This window comes from Terribacillus jepli, from assembly GCF_047228925.1.
In the GTDB taxonomy this organism is placed as follows: domain Bacteria; phylum Bacillota; class Bacilli; order Bacillales; family Amphibacillaceae; genus Terribacillus.
On the sequence record NZ_JBFEGH010000015.1, the window covers coordinates 54051 to 74100 of the forward strand.

19 protein-coding genes are annotated in these 20050 nt (G+C 44.7%); 12 read left to right on the top strand and 7 right to left on the bottom strand.

Annotated features, from left to right (window positions below):
- Window positions 1–48: 48 nt before the first annotated feature.
- Genes wecB through AB1K91_RS15710 form a run of 3 tightly spaced genes read left to right on the top strand, consistent with a single transcriptional unit; the run spans window position 49 to window position 2949 of the window.
- The gene (wecB, locus tag AB1K91_RS15700; protein ID WP_413091160.1) at window positions 49–1137 is read left to right on the top strand and encodes a non-hydrolyzing UDP-N-acetylglucosamine 2-epimerase; all 1089 of its coding nucleotides are present in this window, start codon (window positions 49–51) and stop codon (window positions 1135–1137) included.
- A complete protein-coding gene (locus AB1K91_RS15705; protein WP_093725931.1) occupies window positions 1130–2116 on the top strand; it encodes a polysaccharide biosynthesis protein in 987 nt (328 codons plus the stop codon). Before wecB ends, AB1K91_RS15705 begins: the two co-directional genes overlap by 8 nt.
- Complete coding sequence (locus AB1K91_RS15710; RefSeq protein WP_413091162.1) at window positions 2116–2949, top strand: dTDP-4-dehydrorhamnose reductase family protein; 834 nt, start codon at window positions 2116–2118, stop codon at window positions 2947–2949. Before AB1K91_RS15705 ends, AB1K91_RS15710 begins: the two co-directional genes overlap by 1 nt.
- On the opposite strand, the gene AB1K91_RS15715 is transcribed toward AB1K91_RS15710, so the two are convergent.
- A complete protein-coding gene (locus AB1K91_RS15715) occupies window positions 2928–4016 on the bottom strand; it encodes a glycosyltransferase family 4 protein (RefSeq protein ID WP_413091164.1) in 1089 nt (362 codons plus the stop codon). The genes AB1K91_RS15710 and AB1K91_RS15715 overlap by 22 nt on opposite strands.
- Window positions 4017–4103: 87 nt before the next feature.
- On the opposite strand from AB1K91_RS15715, the gene AB1K91_RS15720 reads away from it, so the two are divergent.
- The 4 genes from AB1K91_RS15720 (at window position 4104) to AB1K91_RS15735 (ending at window position 7446) form a co-directional block, all read left to right on the top strand.
- Window positions 4104–4832, top strand: coding sequence for a glycosyltransferase (locus AB1K91_RS15720; protein ID WP_413091166.1), 729 nt, complete (start codon window positions 4104–4106; stop codon window positions 4830–4832).
- A 133-nt stretch (window positions 4833–4965) separates the two neighbouring features.
- The gene (locus tag AB1K91_RS15725; protein WP_413091168.1) at window positions 4966–6192 is read left to right on the top strand and encodes a glycosyltransferase family 4 protein; all 1227 of its coding nucleotides are present in this window, start codon (window positions 4966–4968) and stop codon (window positions 6190–6192) included.
- 98 nt (window positions 6193–6290) lie between these two features.
- On the top strand, window positions 6291–6722 hold the full coding sequence (locus AB1K91_RS15730; protein ID WP_413091170.1) for a hypothetical protein: 432 nt from the start codon (window positions 6291–6293) through the stop codon (window positions 6720–6722).
- Between the two features lie 397 nt (window positions 6723–7119).
- Window positions 7120–7446: a four-helix bundle copper-binding protein gene (locus AB1K91_RS15735; protein ID WP_413091171.1), complete on the top strand. Its 327-nt coding sequence runs from the start codon at window positions 7120–7122 to the stop codon at window positions 7444–7446.
- A gap of 51 nt (window positions 7447–7497) precedes the next feature.
- Here the strand turns inward: AB1K91_RS15735 and AB1K91_RS15740 are convergent, their stop codons facing one another.
- Window positions 7498–7797: a hypothetical protein gene (locus AB1K91_RS15740; protein ID WP_413091172.1), complete on the bottom strand. Its 300-nt coding sequence runs from the start codon at window positions 7795–7797 to the stop codon at window positions 7498–7500.
- A 166-nt stretch (window positions 7798–7963) separates the two neighbouring features.
- Between AB1K91_RS15740 and AB1K91_RS15745 the strand changes: the two genes are divergently transcribed.
- From AB1K91_RS15745 to AB1K91_RS15760, 4 genes are read left to right on the top strand one after another with little or no spacing between them, the layout of a single operon-like run.
- On the top strand, window positions 7964–9061 hold the full coding sequence (locus tag AB1K91_RS15745; RefSeq protein ID WP_413091174.1) for an ABC transporter ATP-binding protein: 1098 nt from the start codon (window positions 7964–7966) through the stop codon (window positions 9059–9061).
- Window positions 9051–9860, top strand: a complete 810-nt coding sequence (locus AB1K91_RS15750) for an ABC transporter permease (protein WP_413091175.1) — start codon at window positions 9051–9053, stop codon at window positions 9858–9860. The genes AB1K91_RS15745 and AB1K91_RS15750 overlap by 11 nt, the downstream gene beginning before the upstream one ends.
- 37 nt (window positions 9861–9897) lie before the next feature.
- Window positions 9898–10659 (top strand): ABC transporter permease, encoded by a 762-nt coding sequence (locus AB1K91_RS15755; protein ID WP_413091214.1) that lies wholly within the window; start codon window positions 9898–9900, stop codon window positions 10657–10659.
- On the top strand, window positions 10656–11723 hold the full coding sequence (locus tag AB1K91_RS15760; RefSeq protein ID WP_413091177.1) for an ABC transporter substrate-binding protein: 1068 nt from the start codon (window positions 10656–10658) through the stop codon (window positions 11721–11723). Before AB1K91_RS15755 ends, AB1K91_RS15760 begins: the two co-directional genes overlap by 4 nt.
- Before the next feature lie 43 nt (window positions 11724–11766).
- Here AB1K91_RS15760 and AB1K91_RS15765 read toward each other — a convergent pair whose 3' ends face one another.
- The 3 genes from AB1K91_RS15765 to AB1K91_RS15775 form a co-directional block, all read right to left on the bottom strand.
- Window positions 11767–13206, bottom strand: coding sequence for a glycoside hydrolase family 1 protein (locus AB1K91_RS15765; RefSeq protein ID WP_413091179.1), 1440 nt, complete (start codon window positions 13204–13206; stop codon window positions 11767–11769).
- Between the two features lie 22 nt (window positions 13207–13228).
- Window positions 13229–15124, bottom strand: a complete 1896-nt coding sequence (locus AB1K91_RS15770) for a beta-glucoside-specific PTS transporter subunit IIABC (RefSeq protein WP_413091181.1) — start codon at window positions 15122–15124, stop codon at window positions 13229–13231.
- A 271-nt stretch (window positions 15125–15395) separates the two neighbouring features.
- Complete coding sequence (locus AB1K91_RS15775; RefSeq protein ID WP_413091183.1) at window positions 15396–16319, bottom strand: alpha/beta hydrolase; 924 nt, start codon at window positions 16317–16319, stop codon at window positions 15396–15398.
- 127 nt (window positions 16320–16446) lie between these two features.
- On the opposite strand from AB1K91_RS15775, the gene AB1K91_RS15780 reads away from it, so the two are divergent.
- Complete coding sequence (locus AB1K91_RS15780) at window positions 16447–17628, top strand: MFS transporter (RefSeq protein ID WP_413091185.1); 1182 nt, start codon at window positions 16447–16449, stop codon at window positions 17626–17628.
- Between the two features lie 235 nt (window positions 17629–17863).
- On the opposite strand, the gene AB1K91_RS15785 is transcribed toward AB1K91_RS15780, so the two are convergent.
- Together AB1K91_RS15785 and gudD are read right to left on the bottom strand one after the other, a co-directional pair.
- Complete coding sequence (locus AB1K91_RS15785) at window positions 17864–18574, bottom strand: FadR/GntR family transcriptional regulator (protein ID WP_413091215.1); 711 nt, start codon at window positions 18572–18574, stop codon at window positions 17864–17866.
- Window positions 18575–18681: 107 nt separating this feature from the next.
- Window positions 18682–20046, bottom strand: a complete 1365-nt coding sequence (gene gudD, locus AB1K91_RS15790; protein WP_413091186.1) for a glucarate dehydratase — start codon at window positions 20044–20046, stop codon at window positions 18682–18684.
- Between the last annotated feature and the right edge of the window lie 4 nt (window positions 20047–20050).

Here is a 20050-nt window from a genome sequence, read left to right on the forward strand (position 1 = left end):
ACGAAAATACGCTTGGAAGAAATATGGCGGTTTTAAAGGAGGTTATTTGTGAAGATTTTAACTGTTTTAGGAACTCGACCTGAAATAATCCGGCTATCCATAATAATTAAAAAGCTAGATTCGCTGGCAGATCATGTACTTGTTCACACTGGGCAAAATTACACCTCCAACTTGAGCGATGTGTTTTTTGAAGAAATGCAGATTAGAAGGCCTGATTACATCCTGTCCCAAAGCCAGCAGAGTTTAGGGGAACAATTAGCCACGATGTATAAGGAATTGGAAACCATACTGGAGCAGGAAAAACCCGAAAAAGTTTTGGTTCTAGGGGATACGAACAGTGCGCTGAGTGCCTTGCTTGCAGAAAGGATGCACATACCTGTCGTGCATATGGAAGCAGGAAACCGCTGTTTTGACTTGGAAGTACCCGAGGAGAAAAACAGGCGCGTAATTGATGCAATTTCCAGCCTAAACCTGCCATACACACCCGGAAGCAGAGAAAACCTACTGCGGGAAGGACTGCCAGCTAATCGTATTGTCGTCTCAGGAAATCCCATATTTGAGGTATTGCATCATTACGACCCCAACATCCAAAAAAGCCGTATTTTAAAAGACCTTAAGCTGAAGAAACAGCAATACTTGCTGACAACGATACACCGGGCAGAAAATGTCGACTACCCAGACAGGCTGCGAATTATCATGAATGGACTTAGTAACACTGCTGAAAAATTGAACAAACGGATGATTTGCAGTATTCATCCTCGCACTCAATCGAAAATCCATCAGCTAAAAGATGTGACATTAAGTCCGCTTGTGGAATTTCATGAGCCTTTTGGTTTCTTCGACTTTGCGACACTCGAGCAGCATGCCCTGCTTGCACTTACCGATAGCGGAACTGTTCAAGAAGAATGTTGTCTGTTCCACGTTCCGACAGTGACTGTACGCAGAACGACAGAAAGGCCTGAAACAGTTGTATGCGGCAGCAATATCATATCGGGGATCGACGCAAAAGCAATCGAACGTTCTGCTGTCATCATGGCATCAGCTTCAAAAGATTGGGAGTTTCCTGAAGGATATGCAGATTTATATGTTTCAGACAAAGTGATTAAAATTATTTTAGGAGGTTTGGAGATTGTTTAAGGATAAAACGATTTTCATTACTGGGGGTACAGGTTCATGGGGTTATGAACTTGTCAAACAACTCCTTCTGCATCGACCGAAGGAAATTCGCATCTTCTCCCGTAATGAATCCCATCAATTTACCATGAAGCAGGAATTTGACAATAACCCAAAACTGCATTTCAAAATTGGAGATATACGTGATCGAGAGGCCTTGATTGAAGCAACGGAAGGAGTGGATTATTTATTCCACCTTGCAGCGCTTAAGCACGTGCCTGTTTGTGAAGACCAGCCATTGGAAGCTCTTAAAACGAATGTCATAGGAACGCAGCATGTCATTGACGCTGCTATTCATCATAATATCGATAAAGTCATCTATATTTCTACGGATAAAGCATCCGATCCTGCCAACTTCTATGGTCTGTCCAAAGCTATGGGAGAACGATTGATCACCCATGCCAACAAGCTCCACGCGAATACCACCTTCGTTTGTATCCGTGGCGGTAATGTTCTTGGAACAAATGGCAGTGTCATCCACGTCTTTAAGAAGGCCATCCGGCAAAAAAACAAAATCGGCATCACCGACCCAGAAATGACGCGTTTCTTCCTTACGGTAGAGGATGCCATCAAGCTGGTCTTTAAAGCGACTTTTGAAGCTGTTGGCGGGGAAATATTCATCATGAAAATGCCGGCAATCAAAATTACCGATCTCGCAAAAGTCCTGACGGAGGCTTCGGGGGATTCTGATATAGAATTCGAAACATTGGGGATTCGTCCCGGAGAAAAGATTCACGAACTGCTCTTGACCATCAACGAGAGCCATTCAGCAATTGTTTATGACGATCGCTACTTTGTCATTCTGCCTGATTTCAAAACAAAAGAAATAACAGAATACTACAAGGACTATAAAAAGGTCGAAATCACTGATTATAATTCCAGCCAGAACCTTCTGTCACTCGAGGAAATCAAAAACATGCTGGCAAAAGGTGGTTTTATTTAATGAAGATACTCATCCTCGGCGGAAAGGGAATGGCAGGGCATGTAATGTACAGGTACCTGCGCAAACAGCCAGATTACGATGTTTATTACACTTCACGCGACCGCAAGGATAAGAGCAGTATCTATCTTGATGCAGTAGATACCTTAGCATTGGAGAAATTGATAAACTCGCTTGAACCAGATGTTGTCATAAATTGCATCGGAATCCTTAATGATGCTGCAGAGCAGAATCCACTTCTGGCTTTTCGCGTCAACAGCCTGCTTCCTCACCAGCTGGCAGGATTTATGGAAAGAAAAAACGGACGCTTGATTCAACTCAGTACCGATTGCGTTTTTTCTGGTAAAGACGGCCAATATAAAGAGACTGACTTTCGAGATGGCACTTCCGTATATTCACAATCCAAGCAACTTGGAGAAATAACGGCAAAACCGCATCTTACCATCCGCACTTCCATCATTGGACCTGAACTCAAAAAAAATGGTATAGGCCTTTTCCATTGGTTTATGAGTCAAAGCGGTAAAATCAAAGGGTTTGAAAAGGTCTACTGGAATGGTGTGACAACACTCGAATTGGCAAAAGCAGCTGACTTCTTCATTCAAGAGCAGACTAGCGGTCTCTACCATCTTTGCCCAGAAGGTAAAATCAGCAAACACGACCTGCTGCAGCTGATCAAGGAGATTTACCAAAAAGACGACATCCAGATTAATCCAGATGCCGCGCTAGTGCTGGATCGGTCGATTGTGAACACAAGACAGTCACCCGCTTATACCGTACCGAACTTTCGAGAAATGCTGGAGGAACAGAAGCAAATTTATCCTTTATTACTATCCTGAACACCTAAGTTTAACAGCATTTGTTTAAAAGATACTGCATATCTTTCATAACTGAACCTTTCCTTTACATGCCGGAGTGCATTCTCGCGGATATAGGTTCGCTGATCTGTATTTGCCATCAATTCCTTCACCTCTACCAGTGCCGAATCCAGATTGCCTAACTCATAATATTTACCGGTCTGATTATGAATGATAGCCCGGCGTACACCATCTGAGTCTGTCGTCAGCACGGGGCAGCCGCAGCTTATAGCTTCAATTACTGCATACCCTGCACTTTCAACTTTGGATGTTGCCAATAAAAATCCTCCAGAATCACCGATCATGGAGAAGTAATAAGGCATATCCGTGTGGGGAACATCCGGGAATATGGACACATGCTCTCTCAGCTGCAGGCTGTCCAACATCTGTTCAAATGCGATAAGTTCACTTGGTGCAGCCAGAGATGGGTCATGAAACATATAAAATTGTAAATCCGTCCGATATTCTGAAATGAGTTTGTGAGCTATCTGAAGGAATTCACGCCAGTTTTTATTGTCCTCCAATCTGCCCACCCAAGCAATGATTGGTTTTTCTGACGAGATACCAGGCATATAAGCAAATTTGTCAGGATCAAAGCAAATATCAAAACCAAAGATCGGAGTTGTCGGATAGAAGTGCTGAAAAATTTCAGCAATATGCTCTGTCATCGGATGCAGCAATGCATTGGCATAATTTTTCACGATCGGAGTTGCCATCTGTAACTGTAAATAGGCATTTTCCTTAGGTCCGAATCCTTGAGCTTCCAGGATCAACTTTCCCTTGAAACCTAGTCGCCGGAAACGAGGAAAGCTTAAAAAATCGGAAGTTATGATAGCTGCATCAAAATCATTACTATCGAATATTTGCTTTATATCCGTATCTTCGTTGGTTATATATAACGGTGCACCGTGATCATTCACTAATTCACGACGTTTTTCATAATACAAAAAATGTGAAGAGATGCCCTCCAATTCCAAGGCGGCTCTTCTCTGTCGATTAAGTGTCTCCACTCCGCCGCTTGGCACATAAAATACAAATAATACTTTCATGTCCTGCCTCCTTTACTAGGCCGTGCAATATCCATTTCAAGTATATGCACGCAGGCAGAAAAAATATGTTAATTAGGAGGAGCAGCAATGCTGCCGAAAGTGACGATCATAATTCCTTTTTTCAATGATAAATATGTCCCTGTCGCCATACAAAGCGCCTTGGATCAGACTTATCCGAATATAGAAGTAATCGTAGTGGATGATGGTTCCACACATGAAGTCGATAAAATACAACCCTATCTGGATTATATAACATATCTGCAGAAAGAAAATGGGGGAACAGCCACTGCGCTTAACTATGGGATTGAACATGCAACCGGGGAATATGTGGCATGGCTGAGCTCTGATGATATGTTCCTTCCGCATAAGATCCAAGCACAAATGGATTATATGATTGCCAGCAATTCATCAGTCAGTTTTTCCAACTACCATCTGATGGATAAAGATAATCAAGTATTCATTCCATGGTGCGGCAAACGCTTTAGTCCTTATAACAATGCAAAGGATGTTTATGAATCTTTTCGTGTGGAAAATCCAGTCAATGGCTGCACCACCCTGATCCGAAAAGATATTTTCGATAAGGTAGGAATTTTCAATCCAGGATTTTTGTACACACACGATTACGATATGTGGTTCAGGATTCTGCTTAATGGCTTTCATATGCATTATATCGATCAGGCACTGATTCAATTCCGTTCGCACGAGGAATCTGGAACATCAAGATTCCAGCCGCAGATACTGCATGAAATGAAAACGATCGAAGAACATTATCGTCCCATTTTAAATGATTATTTAGAAAAGTATGCTGTATTTTAATAAAAAGGAGCAATTATCATGAAAGAAAAACAACTTGCTAAATTAATCAAACTAGCCCCGCCTGGTTATCGCATACCAGATGACCGGCTTCTCCCTGTAATGGTACGGTACGGCAAAATAAACTAGGAGGCAGATGAATATGAAAGTCCTGCTCGTTTCTTATTATCCGCTTCCGTATGTTGGAGGATTGTGGACAGTTGTTGATAATCTTCGAAATGAATTGACGAGATTGGGGCATGAAGTCGATATACTAGCCCAGGATGAAACGCTATCTGAATACCGTATCATCGGACAGAATACTCCATTTAAAATAGCCGATGTCCAACCACTCATTGAGAAAAAATTGGAAATGGCTTATCCGAAGCTGGAACCATATACCTCGATTTACCTGACAGAAGTCTTGAGGTATTGTTTGGAATTAACAGCTCTGACACTTGATCTTTCCAAATACGATATCATCCACGCCCAAGACGTTATTGCTGCCTTGGCAATGGATCGTGTGAAGCCTGCTCATATTCCCGTAGTCACAAGTATCCATGGCTATCTGTCGAAGGAGATTTCCTTATCCATCCAAGGGCGTCATCCGAATTTATCACCTGAGGAACTTTATGAGAGTTTCGAATATCAGTACAATGTTCATTTAGAACATATTGGATGCCACGTGAGTGAGCTCATCCACATACCTGCAGCGATAACGAAGACAAACCTCATGCAGCAGCATAATATTCCAGACGCACGATTTGTACATTTTCCTTACGGCATAGATATAGACGCTTTTCATAAAAGTCCGAAACGGCTCGACAATGTCCCTACCAAGACAAAGCCGATCATCTTATTTGCTGGAAGACTCGTGCAATTAAAAGGCGTGCACATTTTAATAGAAGCCTTAAAACAGCTCAAAGCTTCTACCTTGGATTGGGAATGTTGGATACTCGGCAAAGGGGATGCCGCAAAACAACTCAAGAATCAAATAAAGGAAGCAGATCTCACATCCGAGATAAAGCTGCTGGGATCTGTACCTAATGTAAAAGATTTTCTTGCGTCATCAGATATCTTTGTACTGCCAAGTTTACAGGATACACAGCCGTATTCTGTCATAGAAGCCCAACTATGCGGCGTGCCAGTAGTCGTCAGCGATGCCGGCGGATTACCTGAAATGGTGCAGGAAGGATTAACAGGTCTGCTCTCCGAGGCAGGCAATCCAACCAGACTGGCACAACAGCTTTTTCGTTTGCTCCAAGACGCTGCGCTCCGTCAGCAGCTGGGCAGCCAAGCTAAGCTCTGGGCAGAACAGCAATGGTCACTTTCCAATATGGGTATCAATACCATCGAGTTATATAAAAAGGCACTGATACGATAGTAAAAGACACAATTTTCCTCTTTTAAGATGGCCGTCCCTTTCATGGCGATGAAAGATTCATATAATACAGTATCTTCATTCAGAAAGGAGGACATCCCATGACTATACTACTTGATGCAAGGACATCCCAGAATGCCAGTCTTTCCAACTCCATTTCCGCACCAATATTGGTTGGGACACCGCAATTGTTCGGTCAGATCGGTCTTATAACCACCGAAGCAACCAGCCCGATCAGGGTGCAGCTAAGCGGTATCATCACAGCCCAGCTTCCCCTGCTGCCTTTACTGACTAGCATCACTGTTACTATCGTGCGCGGTACACAACCAACAGACCCAGTCGTTTTCTCATCTACTTCCAACTTGGACTTGGAGATTATCGGACCACAGGCGTTTACCTTTATCGGTTCAGAAATCAACGTCCCTCCACCTGCCAGCGGACAGCTGACATATTCAGCGTTTATATCAGCAAGCCTAGTCGGAACAGTCCGAGTCGGACCGGAAAGCTTCAATGGCATCGCCTTTTCAGATTAAATTCAGAGGATAAGCGATTTTTCGCTTGTCCTCTCTTTATATCCGCCGTGCCTGTTCCACAGTTTTCTTCATAAATTGTGATAGGAAAGGTGGTGAGCATAATGGGTTATTACGAACCTGATTGCAAAAAGGAAATCAAGCATAAGTATATATGCAAAGATCACGACCCTTGCCAAGAAGACGAATATGAGAAGTGTGAGTGCGAAGACCCGTGCAAAGGCGGAACACGTTGGGGAGCTTCCTTCCTGACACCTCCATTCCCTCCATTTCCTTATTAATCCAAGCAAAAAGCGGCATACTAAAATGTCGCTTTTTCTTATGAAACAAGTCACTGTGTTGAATGTTATAGCTATGATCAATCAGGGTAAAGATTCCACATAAGGAGGAGATCCCAATCATGAATACAGATTACGAAAAATGTATCCAAGCTTGCCTGGAATGTATGGAAGCCTGCAATACATGCTATGATGCCTGCCTGTTGGAAGTTGACGTGAAGATGATGGCGGATTGTATCCGGATGGATCGTGAATGTGCGGATATGTGTGCATTTGCGATCCAGTCGATGCAGCGGAACAGTCCGTTTGCCGAGCAGATATGTACATTATGCGCAGAGATTTGCCAAGCGTGCGGAGAAATCTGCAGACAGCATGAAGCGAAGCATTGTCAAGAATGCGCAGATGCTTGCTTTGCCTGTGCCGACGCTTGCCGCTCCATGGCCGCATAACAAAAGACTGCCTTTATGAGTGGCAGTCTTTTTGCTTTGGATATGCTACTATTATCGGCGTTGCAGCCGTCTGGAGAAATACTCTAACAATAAAACAATCGCGGCAGCTGCATGCAGCATCCAGCCGACAAAAGGTATCCATCCAAGACAAGACGCCACAATCCCGACGATGCTGCCGGCAAGCGGTCCCTGAACCTGCACAGCAAGCACAAGGGTAATGATGTGCAGAACTAGCATGATGACCAGAGGCATCCAACCATTCGATAAAATGATGATGGCGCCAAGTACAGGAATAGCCAAGATGGCTTCCAGGACTCCTGTGATCAGTTTCATGTTTCTTGTTGTGGACATGGTGCATCCGCCCTTTCTATACGTACTCGGTTTCCTACATATACGTATCATACTGTAAAATGTTCCATATGAAAAAAGTTCTATTCAATTAGCCTTTTTATGTCGTATAATGATACGTCAAGATTTTTAGACTCAAAAATACGGAAAAGAAACAAGGGAGATGACAATGACAAAAAAACCGATCATTCAATTCCACAATGTAATGAAGCAGTACGATAAAGATACCACTGTTTTGGACAACGTCAGCTTCGAAATCGAGCGCGGCAAATTCTATACCCTTCTTGGACCTTCCGGGTGCGGAAAAACGACGATATTACGTCTGATCGCAGGGTTTACAGAACCGACTTCCGGCGAGATGCTATTCGATGGGAAACCACTGAATAAAATCCCAGCCAATAAAAGATCTGTGAATACTGTATTCCAGGATTATGCCCTATTCCCTCATCTGAATGTCTACGAAAATGTAGCCTTCGGACTGCGCATCAAAAAGATGCCTCAGAAGCAGATCGACGAGAAAGTGACGGAGGCATTGCGTTTTGTCAACCTGGCAGGTTATGAGAAGCGGGAAATCAGCGAAATGTCCGGCGGGCAGCGTCAGCGTGTCGCCATTGCGCGTGCAGTCGTGAACGAACCGGAAGTGATTTTGCTGGATGAACCATTATCCGCACTTGACCTGAAATTGCGTACAGAGATGCAGTACGAATTACGCGAGATGCAGCAGCGTCTCGGTATCACATTCATCTTCGTCACGCATGACCAGGAAGAAGCGCTTGCTCTCTCGGATGAGATTTTCGTCCTGAACAGCGGAAAAATAGAACAAAGCGGTACACCAACTGACATATACGATGAGCCGATCAACCGTTTTGTGGCTGACTTTATCGGAGAATCCAACATTGTTGATGGCCGAATGATCCGGGATTATGAGGTGGAGTTCACCGGCAAACGTTTCGCCTGTGTAGACCAAGGTCTGCAGCCGAATGAACCCGTCGAGATTGTCATTCGCCCCGAAGACTTGCATATAACAAGCGCAGAAGCCGGAAACCTGCGCGTCAGAGTGGATTCTCAGCTATTCCGCGGGGTCCATTATGAAATCTCCAGCTACGATGAAGCTGGGAACGAATGGCTTGTTCATTCTACCAAGAAAGCTGTTGTCGGAGAGGAAATCGGATTAGCATTTGAACCGGAAGCCATTCACGTCATGCGTCTGAATGAGACGGAGGAAGAGTTCGATAAAAGACTTGAGGCGTACGACGATGGAGAATAAGACTACTCGCAACCTGTATACAATTCCTTATGTCATTTGGATTGCTTTCTTTGTGATTGCACCGATCCTATTGGTGCTGTATTACTCTTTCCAGGATATTAACGGCAACTTTTCACTGACCAATTATCGGAACTTCTTTACACCCATTTATTTGGAGATGACGTTAAGCTCCTTCTGGTATGCATTCCTGATTACACTTGTTACACTGCTGTTTGCCTACCCGACAGCCTACTTGCTGACGAAATTGAAGCATAAGCAGCTATGGCTCTTATTGATCATCGTGCCAAGCTGGATCAACTTGCTATTGAAAGCTTATGCTTTCCTCGGCATCTTCGGCACATACGGAATGGCGAATAAATTTTTGGAGACAATCGGCATTGGATCACAGCAGCTGCTGTTCACTGATTTCAGCTTTGTATTTGTTTCCGTTTATATTTTCATTCCATTCATGATCCTGCCTATCTTCAATGCCCTGGATAAGCTCAATCCAACTTATCTCGATGCAGCGAATGATCTGGGAGCGTCCCGCTGGACGACATTCCGCCGAATCGTCTTTCCTTTGACGATTGATGGTGTGAAAGCAGGATGCCAGATTACGTTCATTCCAGCCCTATCCTTGTTCATGCTGACACGTCTTATCGCCGGCAGCCAAGTGATTACACTCGGTACAGCCATCGAACAGCAATTCCTTGTTACACAGAACTGGGGTATGGGATCGACGATTGCTGTCTTCCTGATCATTTTCATGTTCATCATCATGTTTGCAACCGGAACGAAAAGGAGGAGAGCACGTGGATAGGAGAATTTCTCCCCTGTCGCGGATTTTTCTGATCATCATGTTTGCGCTGTTGTATTTGCCTATCTTTTACTTGATTTTTTATTCCTTCAACAGCGGCGGCAATATGTATGATTTTGAGAACTTTACATTTGATTGGTATAAAGAACTGTTCCAAGATACTCGGCTTTTGATCATTGTTTTGAATACGATCGTGATTGCCCTGCTCTCCGCCTTGATATCAACGATCATCGGTGTGCTTGGTGCGATGATGATCTATAAAGTACGCGCCAGTCGGACAAAGGACGCCTTGCTGTCCTTGAATAATATCTTGATAGTGAGTCCGGATGTGATCATTGGTGCTTCTTTCCTGATCCTGTTCACAATTGCCGGTATCCAGCTTGGCTTCTATTCGGTACTGCTGTCGCATATCGCCTTCAGTATCCCGATCGTCGTCTTGATGGTATTGCCGAAGCTTTCCGAGATGAGCCCATCCCTGCTTGATGCAGCAAGGGATCTCGGGGCATCACGCTGGGAAGTCATCACAAAAGTAGTGATTCCATATATCACACCTGGTATATTCGCCGGCTTTTTCATGGCGCTTACCTACTCACTGGATGACTTTGCTGTTACGTTCTTTGTAACAGGGAATGGTTTCACGACATTGTCCGTTGAGATTTATTCCTTAGCAAGACAAGGAATATCCTTGTCCATCAACGCCTTATCGACGATCATCTTCCTTGTTACGATGCTAGTTGTCGTCATTTATTATTTGATAACCCGCCGCAACAGGAAATCGCCTGATCTGGAGGTGCTCAAATGAAACAACTTATACGCCTGGCCGTTGTGATCATTGCTGTGAGCGCTATACTGCTTGTCACCATTTCACGCCTTAATGCCTCCCAAGGCTACTCAGGCGGCAATACGCTAACGGTGTATAACTGGGGCGACTATATCGATCCTGCGGTCATCGATGAATTCGAAAAAGAAACTGGGATCACCGTCATCTACGAGACATTCGATTCGAACGAAGCAATGATGACGAAAATCCAGCAAGGCGGAACAAGCTATGATGTTGCTGTTCCTTCCGAATATACAATTGAGAAGATGAAGGAAGAAGATTTACTGCTCCCGATTGATCACAGCAAGATTCCGAACCTGAAAAACATCGATACCCGGTTCATGGATCTGCCGTTCGATCCTGGCAACGAATATTCCGTCCCTTATTTCTGGGGAACTGTCGGTATCGTCTACAACAGCAAACAATTGGACGGTATGACATTCGACAGCTGGGCGGATCTGTGGGACCCTTCCCTTGAAAATAAGATAGTTTTGATCGATGGTGCTCGTGAGATCATGGGAATGGGGCTGAACAGCCTTCATTATTCCCTTAACGATACAGATCCGGATCACTTACAAGAAGCATATGACAAACTGGTGAGCCTGAAACCTAATGTCAGAGCTCTGCTTGGGGATGAAAACAAGATGCTGATGGCATCCGGGGAAGTTTCAATCGGAATAACATGGTCTGGTGATGCCTCGGAGATCATGGCGGAAAATGAGGATCTCGACTATGTCGTGCCAGCGGAAGGTTCCAATCTATGGTTCGATAACATGGTCATTCCGAAAACAGCGAAGAATGTCGATGCAGCACATAAATTCATCAATTTCATGCTGGATCCAAAGATTGCGGCACAAAATACCGAGTATGTGAGCTACTCCACTCCGAATAAGGAAGCATTGCAATATATGCCGGAGGAAATGGTGAATGATGAACGCTTCTACCCATCGCCGGAATTGACTGATCGTCTGGAAGTCTATGAGAACCTCGGACAGGAAAACCTGGCTCATTATAACGAGTTATTCCTCAAATTCAAGATGGAATAGGAAAAGACCTTATCCAAGTAAATTGGATAAGGTCTTTTTATTGTTAAAGCTCTGCACCATTTGTTTCGATAACATTCTGATACCAATGGAATGATTTCTTCCGGCTCCGCTTCAATGAACCGCTACCATCATCATGCTTATCGACATAGATGAAACCATAGCGTTTGGAATATTCCCCTGTCGACGCACTAACCAAATCGATGCAGCCCCAACTTGTGTATCCCATCAAGTCCACGCCATCCTCGATTGCTTCTCCCATTGCTTTGATATGATCACGCATATAATCGATACGGTAATCATCGTTGATGCTGCCATCGGTTTCAACTTTATCATACGCTCCAAGTCCATTTTCCACGATGAACAACGGTACTTGATAACGATCATACATATCGTTCAGCGCGATACGCAGTCCGAGTGGATCGATCTCCCAGCCCCAGTCGCTCGCTTTCAGGAATGGGTTCTTCACGCCGGACATGATATTGCCCTGCGCCAGCTCTTCCTTACTTTTTTCCGCTTTTTCCGTACGGGACATATAATAGCTGAAACCGATGTAATCAACTGTTCCCGCTTGGATGGTTTCCAAGTCGCCTTCTTCGATTTGCAGTTCCACACCTTGTTCTTTGAAGAAACGTTTTGCGAATGTCGGATAAGCACCACGGACCATTACATCTCCGCAGTAATTATTGAACATACGAGCTTCCTGGTCTGCATAAAAAACATTTTCCGGCTTGCTGTCATAGGAGTAGACAGGTGCATAAATGATCATACAGCCGATTTGTGCATCCGGATTCACTTCATGGCAGTATTGTACTGCTTTCGCACTGGCTACAAACTGATGGTGCAATCCTTGGATTACTGACTGATATTTATGCTCCCCAGGCTGTATGGAGAAACCAAGACTCATGATTGGCATGATAAGTCCACTATTGATTTCGTTGAATGTCATCCAATATTTCACTTTATCTTTATAGCGATCCAGCACAGCCTTTGCATAACGCTCGAAGAAAGTGATCACTTCTCGGTTTTTCCAACCGCCATATTCTTTCACCAAATTGACTGGCATCTCATAATGAGAGATAGTTACGACCGGCTCGATACCATGCTTATGCAGCTCATCGAATACACGATCATAAAATGCGAGTCCTTCTTCATTCGGCTCCAATTCATCGCCTTTCGGGAAGATACGCGTCCAGGCAATGGACATCCGGAATACTTTGAATCCCATTTCCGCAAATAATGCAATATCTTCTTTATAACGATGGTAGAAGTCGATTGCTTCATGGTTCGGGTATGTGTATTTATCTGTATTTATTTCAAAATCAAATCCTGGCTCCGCCAAGATACGCAAACGTTCTTTTCCGCCTGGAAGGACATCCGCGATATTCAAGCCCTTATTCCCTTCATGGAAACCTCCTTCCATTTGGTTGGCAGCAGTTGCGCCGCCCCATAGGAATCCTTGTGGAAATACTGTTTGGTTTGTCATAATCTATCTCTCCTTTTACGATTTAAGATGCTTCTTTAGAAGTGGTTGCAGGTACTGCCAAATCCAGTACGGCTTCACCGCTGTTTACAGTGCCTTCTACAAGTGCTGTGACATCTTCATACTCGGCAGTATTTGTGATGATGACAGGTGTGATAACGTCATATCCCGCTGCTTGAATGGCTTCTATATCAAAGGTTACCAGCTTCTGCCCTTTTTGAACTTTATCGCCTGATGCGATATGAGCTGTGAAATGTTCTCCATTCAATTTCACTGTATCGATACCAACATGGATCAGTACCTCTGCGCCATTTGTACTTTTCAAGCCAATGGCATGTTTTGTTGCAAATAACGTAACTACTTCACCATCTACAGGAGATACAACTTCACCTTTTGACGGTAAAATTGCTGTACCTTTGCCCATGATTTCCTGCGCAAATGTCGGGTCACTTACCTCTGAAAGCGGGCGAACCTCTCCTGCAAGCGGACTAGCTATGACTTCGGATGCTTTCTCTGAATCTGTTTCTTCTGCTGTATCTACTATTTTTTCTTCTGCCGTTGTTTCCTCAGCTGGTGCCATAACGTCCTCAAATCCCATGATCCATGTGACAGCAGCTGCTGCAACGAATGCAAGGACAAGACCGAGAATAGCAAAGATGAACTCTGGACCTACGAAAGTCGGGATACCCGGAAGTCCTGCCATACCGGCAACGATATAGGCTTTTACATCTGTGAGTGCATATAGTAACCCACCTGCAGCAGCACCAATCAAGGCTGCAACGAATGGTTTCTTCAATCGCATATTGACACCGTACATAGCCGGCTCTGTAACACCCATCGTTGCTGTTAAAGCAGTCGTGAAGGACAGCGACTTGAATTTCTTATTTTTGGATCGCATTGCAACTGCGAATGCAGCACCTGCCTGACCAAAGTTGGCTAGGAACATGGCCGGGATCATATAATCGTACCCGTTCACTGCAATATTGTTCAGCATGATCGGAACCAGTGCGTAATGCATACCAGTTATGATGATAAGCGAGAACGTACCAGCAAGCAGGATCATCGCAATAATTCCAGCATTCTGGAACAAGAAGTTCGTTCCTGTAGACAAGTAGTTACCGGCTATAGCTCCAAGCGGCCCTACCGTAATCAAGGTAACTGGCACTACAACTAATAAAGTCACTGTCGGCACAACAATCAGCTTCAAGGAGGCATGTGTCACCCGGTCTACCCATTTCTCTACATAAGACGCAATCCAGATAGCCAGCAAGATCGGTATAACCGTAGATGAATAGGTTGCGACGGTTACTGGCAATCCGACAAAGGAAATAGATCCTCCTTCTGCGAACATGGCTGTCAGCGTCGGATGCAGGATGGCAGCTCCTATCGCAGCGGCCACATACGGATTTGACCCGAATTTACGTGCTGCACTGATTGCCAGCAGTATCGGCAGGAAGTAGAATGCACCGTCTCCGATTACAGTCAGGATTTGATATGTTTGCGAGGCTTCTTGCAGCCAGCCGAATGTCACCAGCAAAGCCGCAATACCCTTGATCATACCGGCACCGGCAATCGCCGGCAGAATCGGCGTGAATACACCGGAAATGACGTCGAAAATAGAGCTGATTATATTCTTCTTTTGTTTCGTTTCGCCTTCTGCACTCTTCGATTCACTTAAACTGCTATTGGCGATGATTTCTTTATATACCTTTGGAACCTCATTGCCAATGATCAGCTGGAACTGACTTCCGCTTATGTTGGAACCTAAAACACCATCCACCTGCTCCAAGCTTTTACGATCTGCTTTACTGTTATCGTACAGATTGAAGCGCAGGCGTGTCATACAATGAATGACACTTTGAACATTCGATTCTCCACCTACCAATTGCAAAATTTCTTCTGCTGTTTTACGATGATTCATGATAGACCCTCCATTCGGGGATATTATGATGAGGATAAAGGATGCCGCCTTTATCCTTTTTTTGATAAGCTCTGGGTTTTGGTACACAAAAAAACCCAAACTACACCCCGTGCACAGAGTTGCCCCTGCTCTCGGAATATAATTTAGGTTTTGCCTGCTTATCAGTAACAATCCTAAAGGATGGTTGTATGCTGTTGTACAAACTCAATTTATCATGTGAGCGGATTGTTGTCAACGCTTACATGATAATTTTTTTATCTCGTTCATAAGATTACGTATGCAAAGCGTCTTTCAGTACAGAAGCCCCCTCTGCCACAGCCTGGTATGCTTCTTCCACATAAGCAGTAAAGCCAGCGAAGCCATGAATCAATCCATCGTAGTTCTTCGTAAACACATCGACACCTTCTTGCTTCAGTTTGGCAGCATAATTCTGCGCCTCATCCCGCAGTGGGTCATATTGAGCTGTCAAAATCGCTGCAGGCGGCAATGTATGCAGCAATTCAGAACGTATCGGCGATGCATACGGGTTGAAACGATCTGCTTCTGTCCGGTAATAATGGCTGCGGAACCAATTCATCAAACGTTTGGTCAATAAATAGCCTTCCGCGTTTTCACGTAAAGAAGCTGGCTCTTCTCCGATATAACCCGTAGATGGGTACAAAAGCAATTGAAATACGGGTTTATGTCCGCTTCGCTCTTCAGCCAGCAGGCACACAACCGTTGCGAGATTACCACCTGCACTATCTCCTCCCACGGCAATCTTATCTTCTTCGATTCCTAAACGCTCTGCATTGGCACTCACCCCTTGAAAAGCTTCATAGGCGTCCTCCACTGCAGCAGGGAATTTATGTTCAGGCGCCAGCCGGTAATCCACCGAGATAACGGTGCATTCTGCCAGGTTGGCAATCTCACGGCAAGTTGCATCATGCGAATCGATGCTGCCGACAACCCAGCCACCGCCATGATAAAAGACGAGGGCGGGCTGCGCCTTATTTTCAGAACGGTAGATACGGATTGGCAGCGTTCGATCATTTAATTCGATCTGGCAATCTTCTACTTTTGCCACTTCTTGTTTCGGTACATCATCTTGCATTCTGGCTTGATTTCGAAACTGCTCGGGTGAAACAGATTCAAGCGGTATCGGCTGAGCATTTACTTCTTTCAAAAATGCCTGTATTTTTGGATTCAATCCCATGACACTTCCCCCTTTTTATTCCTATTCATTTTTCCACTATCTTACTGCATTTTAAACATGGGTGCATTGCAGCAACACCAGCCAAGGTTTACAATTAGATAACTCGATAATGATGGAGGTACAGCATGTGAAGAAATCAACGTATATCTGGTTAGGCATCGCTTTATTCGCAGCAGCACTTAATTTACGTCCAGCAATCAATTCCATTTCTCCGCTTATTGAAATCATTCAATCTGAATTAGATATGAATGCTTCCAGTGCAAGTCTGCTCACTTCCATACCTGTTTTATGTATGGGCATCTTTTCGCCGGTTGCTGCCAAATTGGCCAATCGTTTTTCGCTTGAATACGTAATTGGCTGGTCCTTGGCCGTCATTGGCGTTGGTACCATCATTCGTCTTTTCACTCATACTTCTTTCTTCTTATTGATCACAGCTTTCTTGGCAGGCATCGGTATTGCAGCTGCCGGTCCGCTGCTTTCCGGTTTCATAAAAAAATATTTTCCTGATAATAGTGCAATCATGATCAGTATTTATACCGCCGCTCTAGCTGTTGGAGCTGGTATAGCTTCCGGAGGCGTCGCACCCATTCAGCATGTATTCGAATCATGGCAAATCGCTCTGGCTGCTTGGTCAATATTAGCACTGCTTGCCATAATCATTTGGGTCCTCGTCGTGTTGCCTCAAAAAAAGAAAGACAGGGCAATTCAAACATTCGGGGGCGCAGACAAATTGCCATGGAACCAATGGAATGCCTGGCTGCTCACCTTCTCTTTCGGCGGGATGGCGTTCATTTTCTATTCTTTGACTGCCTGGCTTCCCCCTATCGTAGAAAACATGGGGTACAGTAAAGTTTATGCAGCCAACCTGCTCGTCATTTTCATGGTTCTGCAAGTACCAGCTAACTTAGCTATACCTTATCTGCTGAAAAGAATTCCAAGCCGCCTGTTCTGGCTTGTAACGGCTGCCATATTCGAACTGATCGGCTTTGGAATGATTTTAATATCCTTCTTGCCTTGGCTGGCCGCTTGCTTCATCGGTCTTGGTGCTGGCGGTTTGTTCGCCATGAATCTGCTGCTCCCGATTGATGTGACAACTACCCATCAGGCAGCTGCCTCTTGGTCTGCCATGATACAGGCAGTTGGTTATGTCATCGGATCATTTGGTCCAATTATTCTAGGGGCAGTCAATGATATAACCGGAAGCTTTTCTTATTCCATCTTTGTATTGATAGCTGTGAATCTTTTCATGATTGCAATGCAGGTTTTCTCTGTCAAACGGAACTTCAAACAAGAAAAACTAGCCTCCTAACCAATAATTGGATGATTAGCAGTTTGCTAGATTGGGTATCTTATTACTACAAACCCAATCACAAGGAGGATTCAAATCATGAGTTCATTAACAAAAGAGATTTTCACAACATATGCCGAGGAAGATACATTCGAGCTGGAACCATACTTAGATCATCTGTTTGAATTGAATGAAGAAGAATCCGATAACGAATAAATGAAAAAGAAGCAGCGGCTTGCGGAACCGCTGCTTCTTCTTATCCGCCTTGTTTCTCCTGCTGCCCTTCGAGAATCTTCTTCTGTACAAAGCGCAGATGATCATACATTGCTGTGTGCGCTTTGTATGCATCTCTTTCCTTCAGTGCCTCGTAGATACGTTTATGGTAAGCCACCGTCTTTTCTTTTTCCCTGACTATGATATGGTTATTGATTTTCGCATGATAAAGAAGCAGCGAATGGATCATGCCATCAAGTATCAAGTTATTAGCACTTAAGGCTATGATCCGGTGGAATCGTTTATCAGCTTGTCCGTAATTATTGTCCTTTGATTCTTCGATCTCCACAATCGTTTCATACAGTTCTTCCAGCTGTTCATCGGTGATCTTTTCCGTTGCGATTGTGACCAGCCCGAGTTCCAATACGATCCTTGCTTCGATGATTGCCTGGATATTATCGCTCGCCAAGTTAAGCATATCGGAAAAAGGTGCTGCACCGACCTTCAGGTTGAAGTAGGTGCCTTCCCGCGTCTTACGCGTGATGATGCCGAGTGTTTCCAATGCACTCAAGGCTTCACGCAGAACAGTCCGGCTCACTCCGAGGATCGTGATGAATTCCGCTTCGGTAGGCAGCTTATCCCCAGGTTTCAGCTGACCGCTTGATAGCAGATGCAGAATCCGTTCCACCACTTGCTTGGATAATGTTTTCCTATTAACGTGCTCCACATTCATTTGCAATGGGTCTCTATCCATCATGTCCAACACCTTTAATATGTGATAAACCTATGATACTGGGAATGACACGAAATTACAAACGCATACAAAAGAGCCGCCCAGCTGTGGAACGGCCCCCAGATCCCTCATCGTACAAGGCAAGGTTTCTTATTGTTAAACTTCCAATCCTTAATCAAATATTGCATTGCAACAGCATCATTCCTAGCGCCAAGTCCCATGGATTTATACAGCTGGTGCGCCTTTGCCACTTCCTCCAAATCTATCTCTATTCCCAGACCTGGCTTATCAGGAACTGCAATTTTTCCTTCAGCTATCTCATATGGCTCTTTTGTCAGACGCTGTCCATCCTGCCAGATCCAATGCGTATCGATAGCGGTGATGTTGCCAGGAGCTGCTGCGGCAACATGGGTGAACATAGCTAATGAAATGTCAAAATGGTTATTGGAATGCGATCCCCAGGTGAGTCCCCATTCATGACACATTTGTGCGACACGCACAGAGCCTTGCATCGTCCAGAAATGCGGATCTGCAAGCGGAATATCAATTGATTGAGACTGGATGGCATGCCCCATCTGTCGCCAGTCGGTCGCAATCATATTCGTGGCTGTCGGCATACCGGTAGCTCTCCGGAATTCCGACATGACCTCCCGGGAAGAGTAGCCATTTTCTGCTCCACATGGATCCTCTGCATATGCCAGGATATCATGCTTGCCTTTACAAAGACGAATTGCTTCCTCCAGGGACCAAGCTCCATTTGGGTCGAGTGTAATCCGAGCATCTGGGAATCGTTTAGCCAATGCCTCGATTGCCTGGATTTCTTCTTCACCAGCCAAGACGCCTCCCTTAAGTTTGAAGTCCCGGAATCCATACTTTTCATACGTTGCCTCCGCCAGACGAACAACTGCTTCTGGCGTCAATGCTTCTTCATTTCGCAAACGGAACCAATCACATTTTGCATCGGATTCCTCTTTGTAAGCCAGATCCGTCTGCTTGCGATCGCCGATGTAGAACAAATAGCCGAGCACATCCACTTCACTTCGCTGCTGTCCTTCCCCAAGAAGTGCAGCCACCGGAACTTGCAAAAATTTGCCGAGCAAATCAAGAAGGGCCGCTTCCAGGGCTGTCACAGCATGAATCGTTGTACGCAAATCAAAAGTCTGTTCACCCCGGCCGCCTGCATCTTGATGGGCAAATTGCTGTCTTACTTGATTGAGGATGGCTTGATAAGAAGCAATCGACTCGCCTATAACCAATGATTTCGCTTGTTCAAGTGTTTGTCGGATCTTCTCTCCTCCAGGTACCTCTCCGACACCGACTGCTCCGGTCGTGTCTTTTAGAATCACGATGTTACGCGTAAAGTACGGACCATGTGCACCGCTCAGATTCAGCAGCATGCTGTCCTGCCCAGCAACCGGGATAACTTGCATTTCCGTAATGGATGGCACATGATGCGACTTCCCGGCTCTCACATTCTCTGTCATTTGATTCATCTTG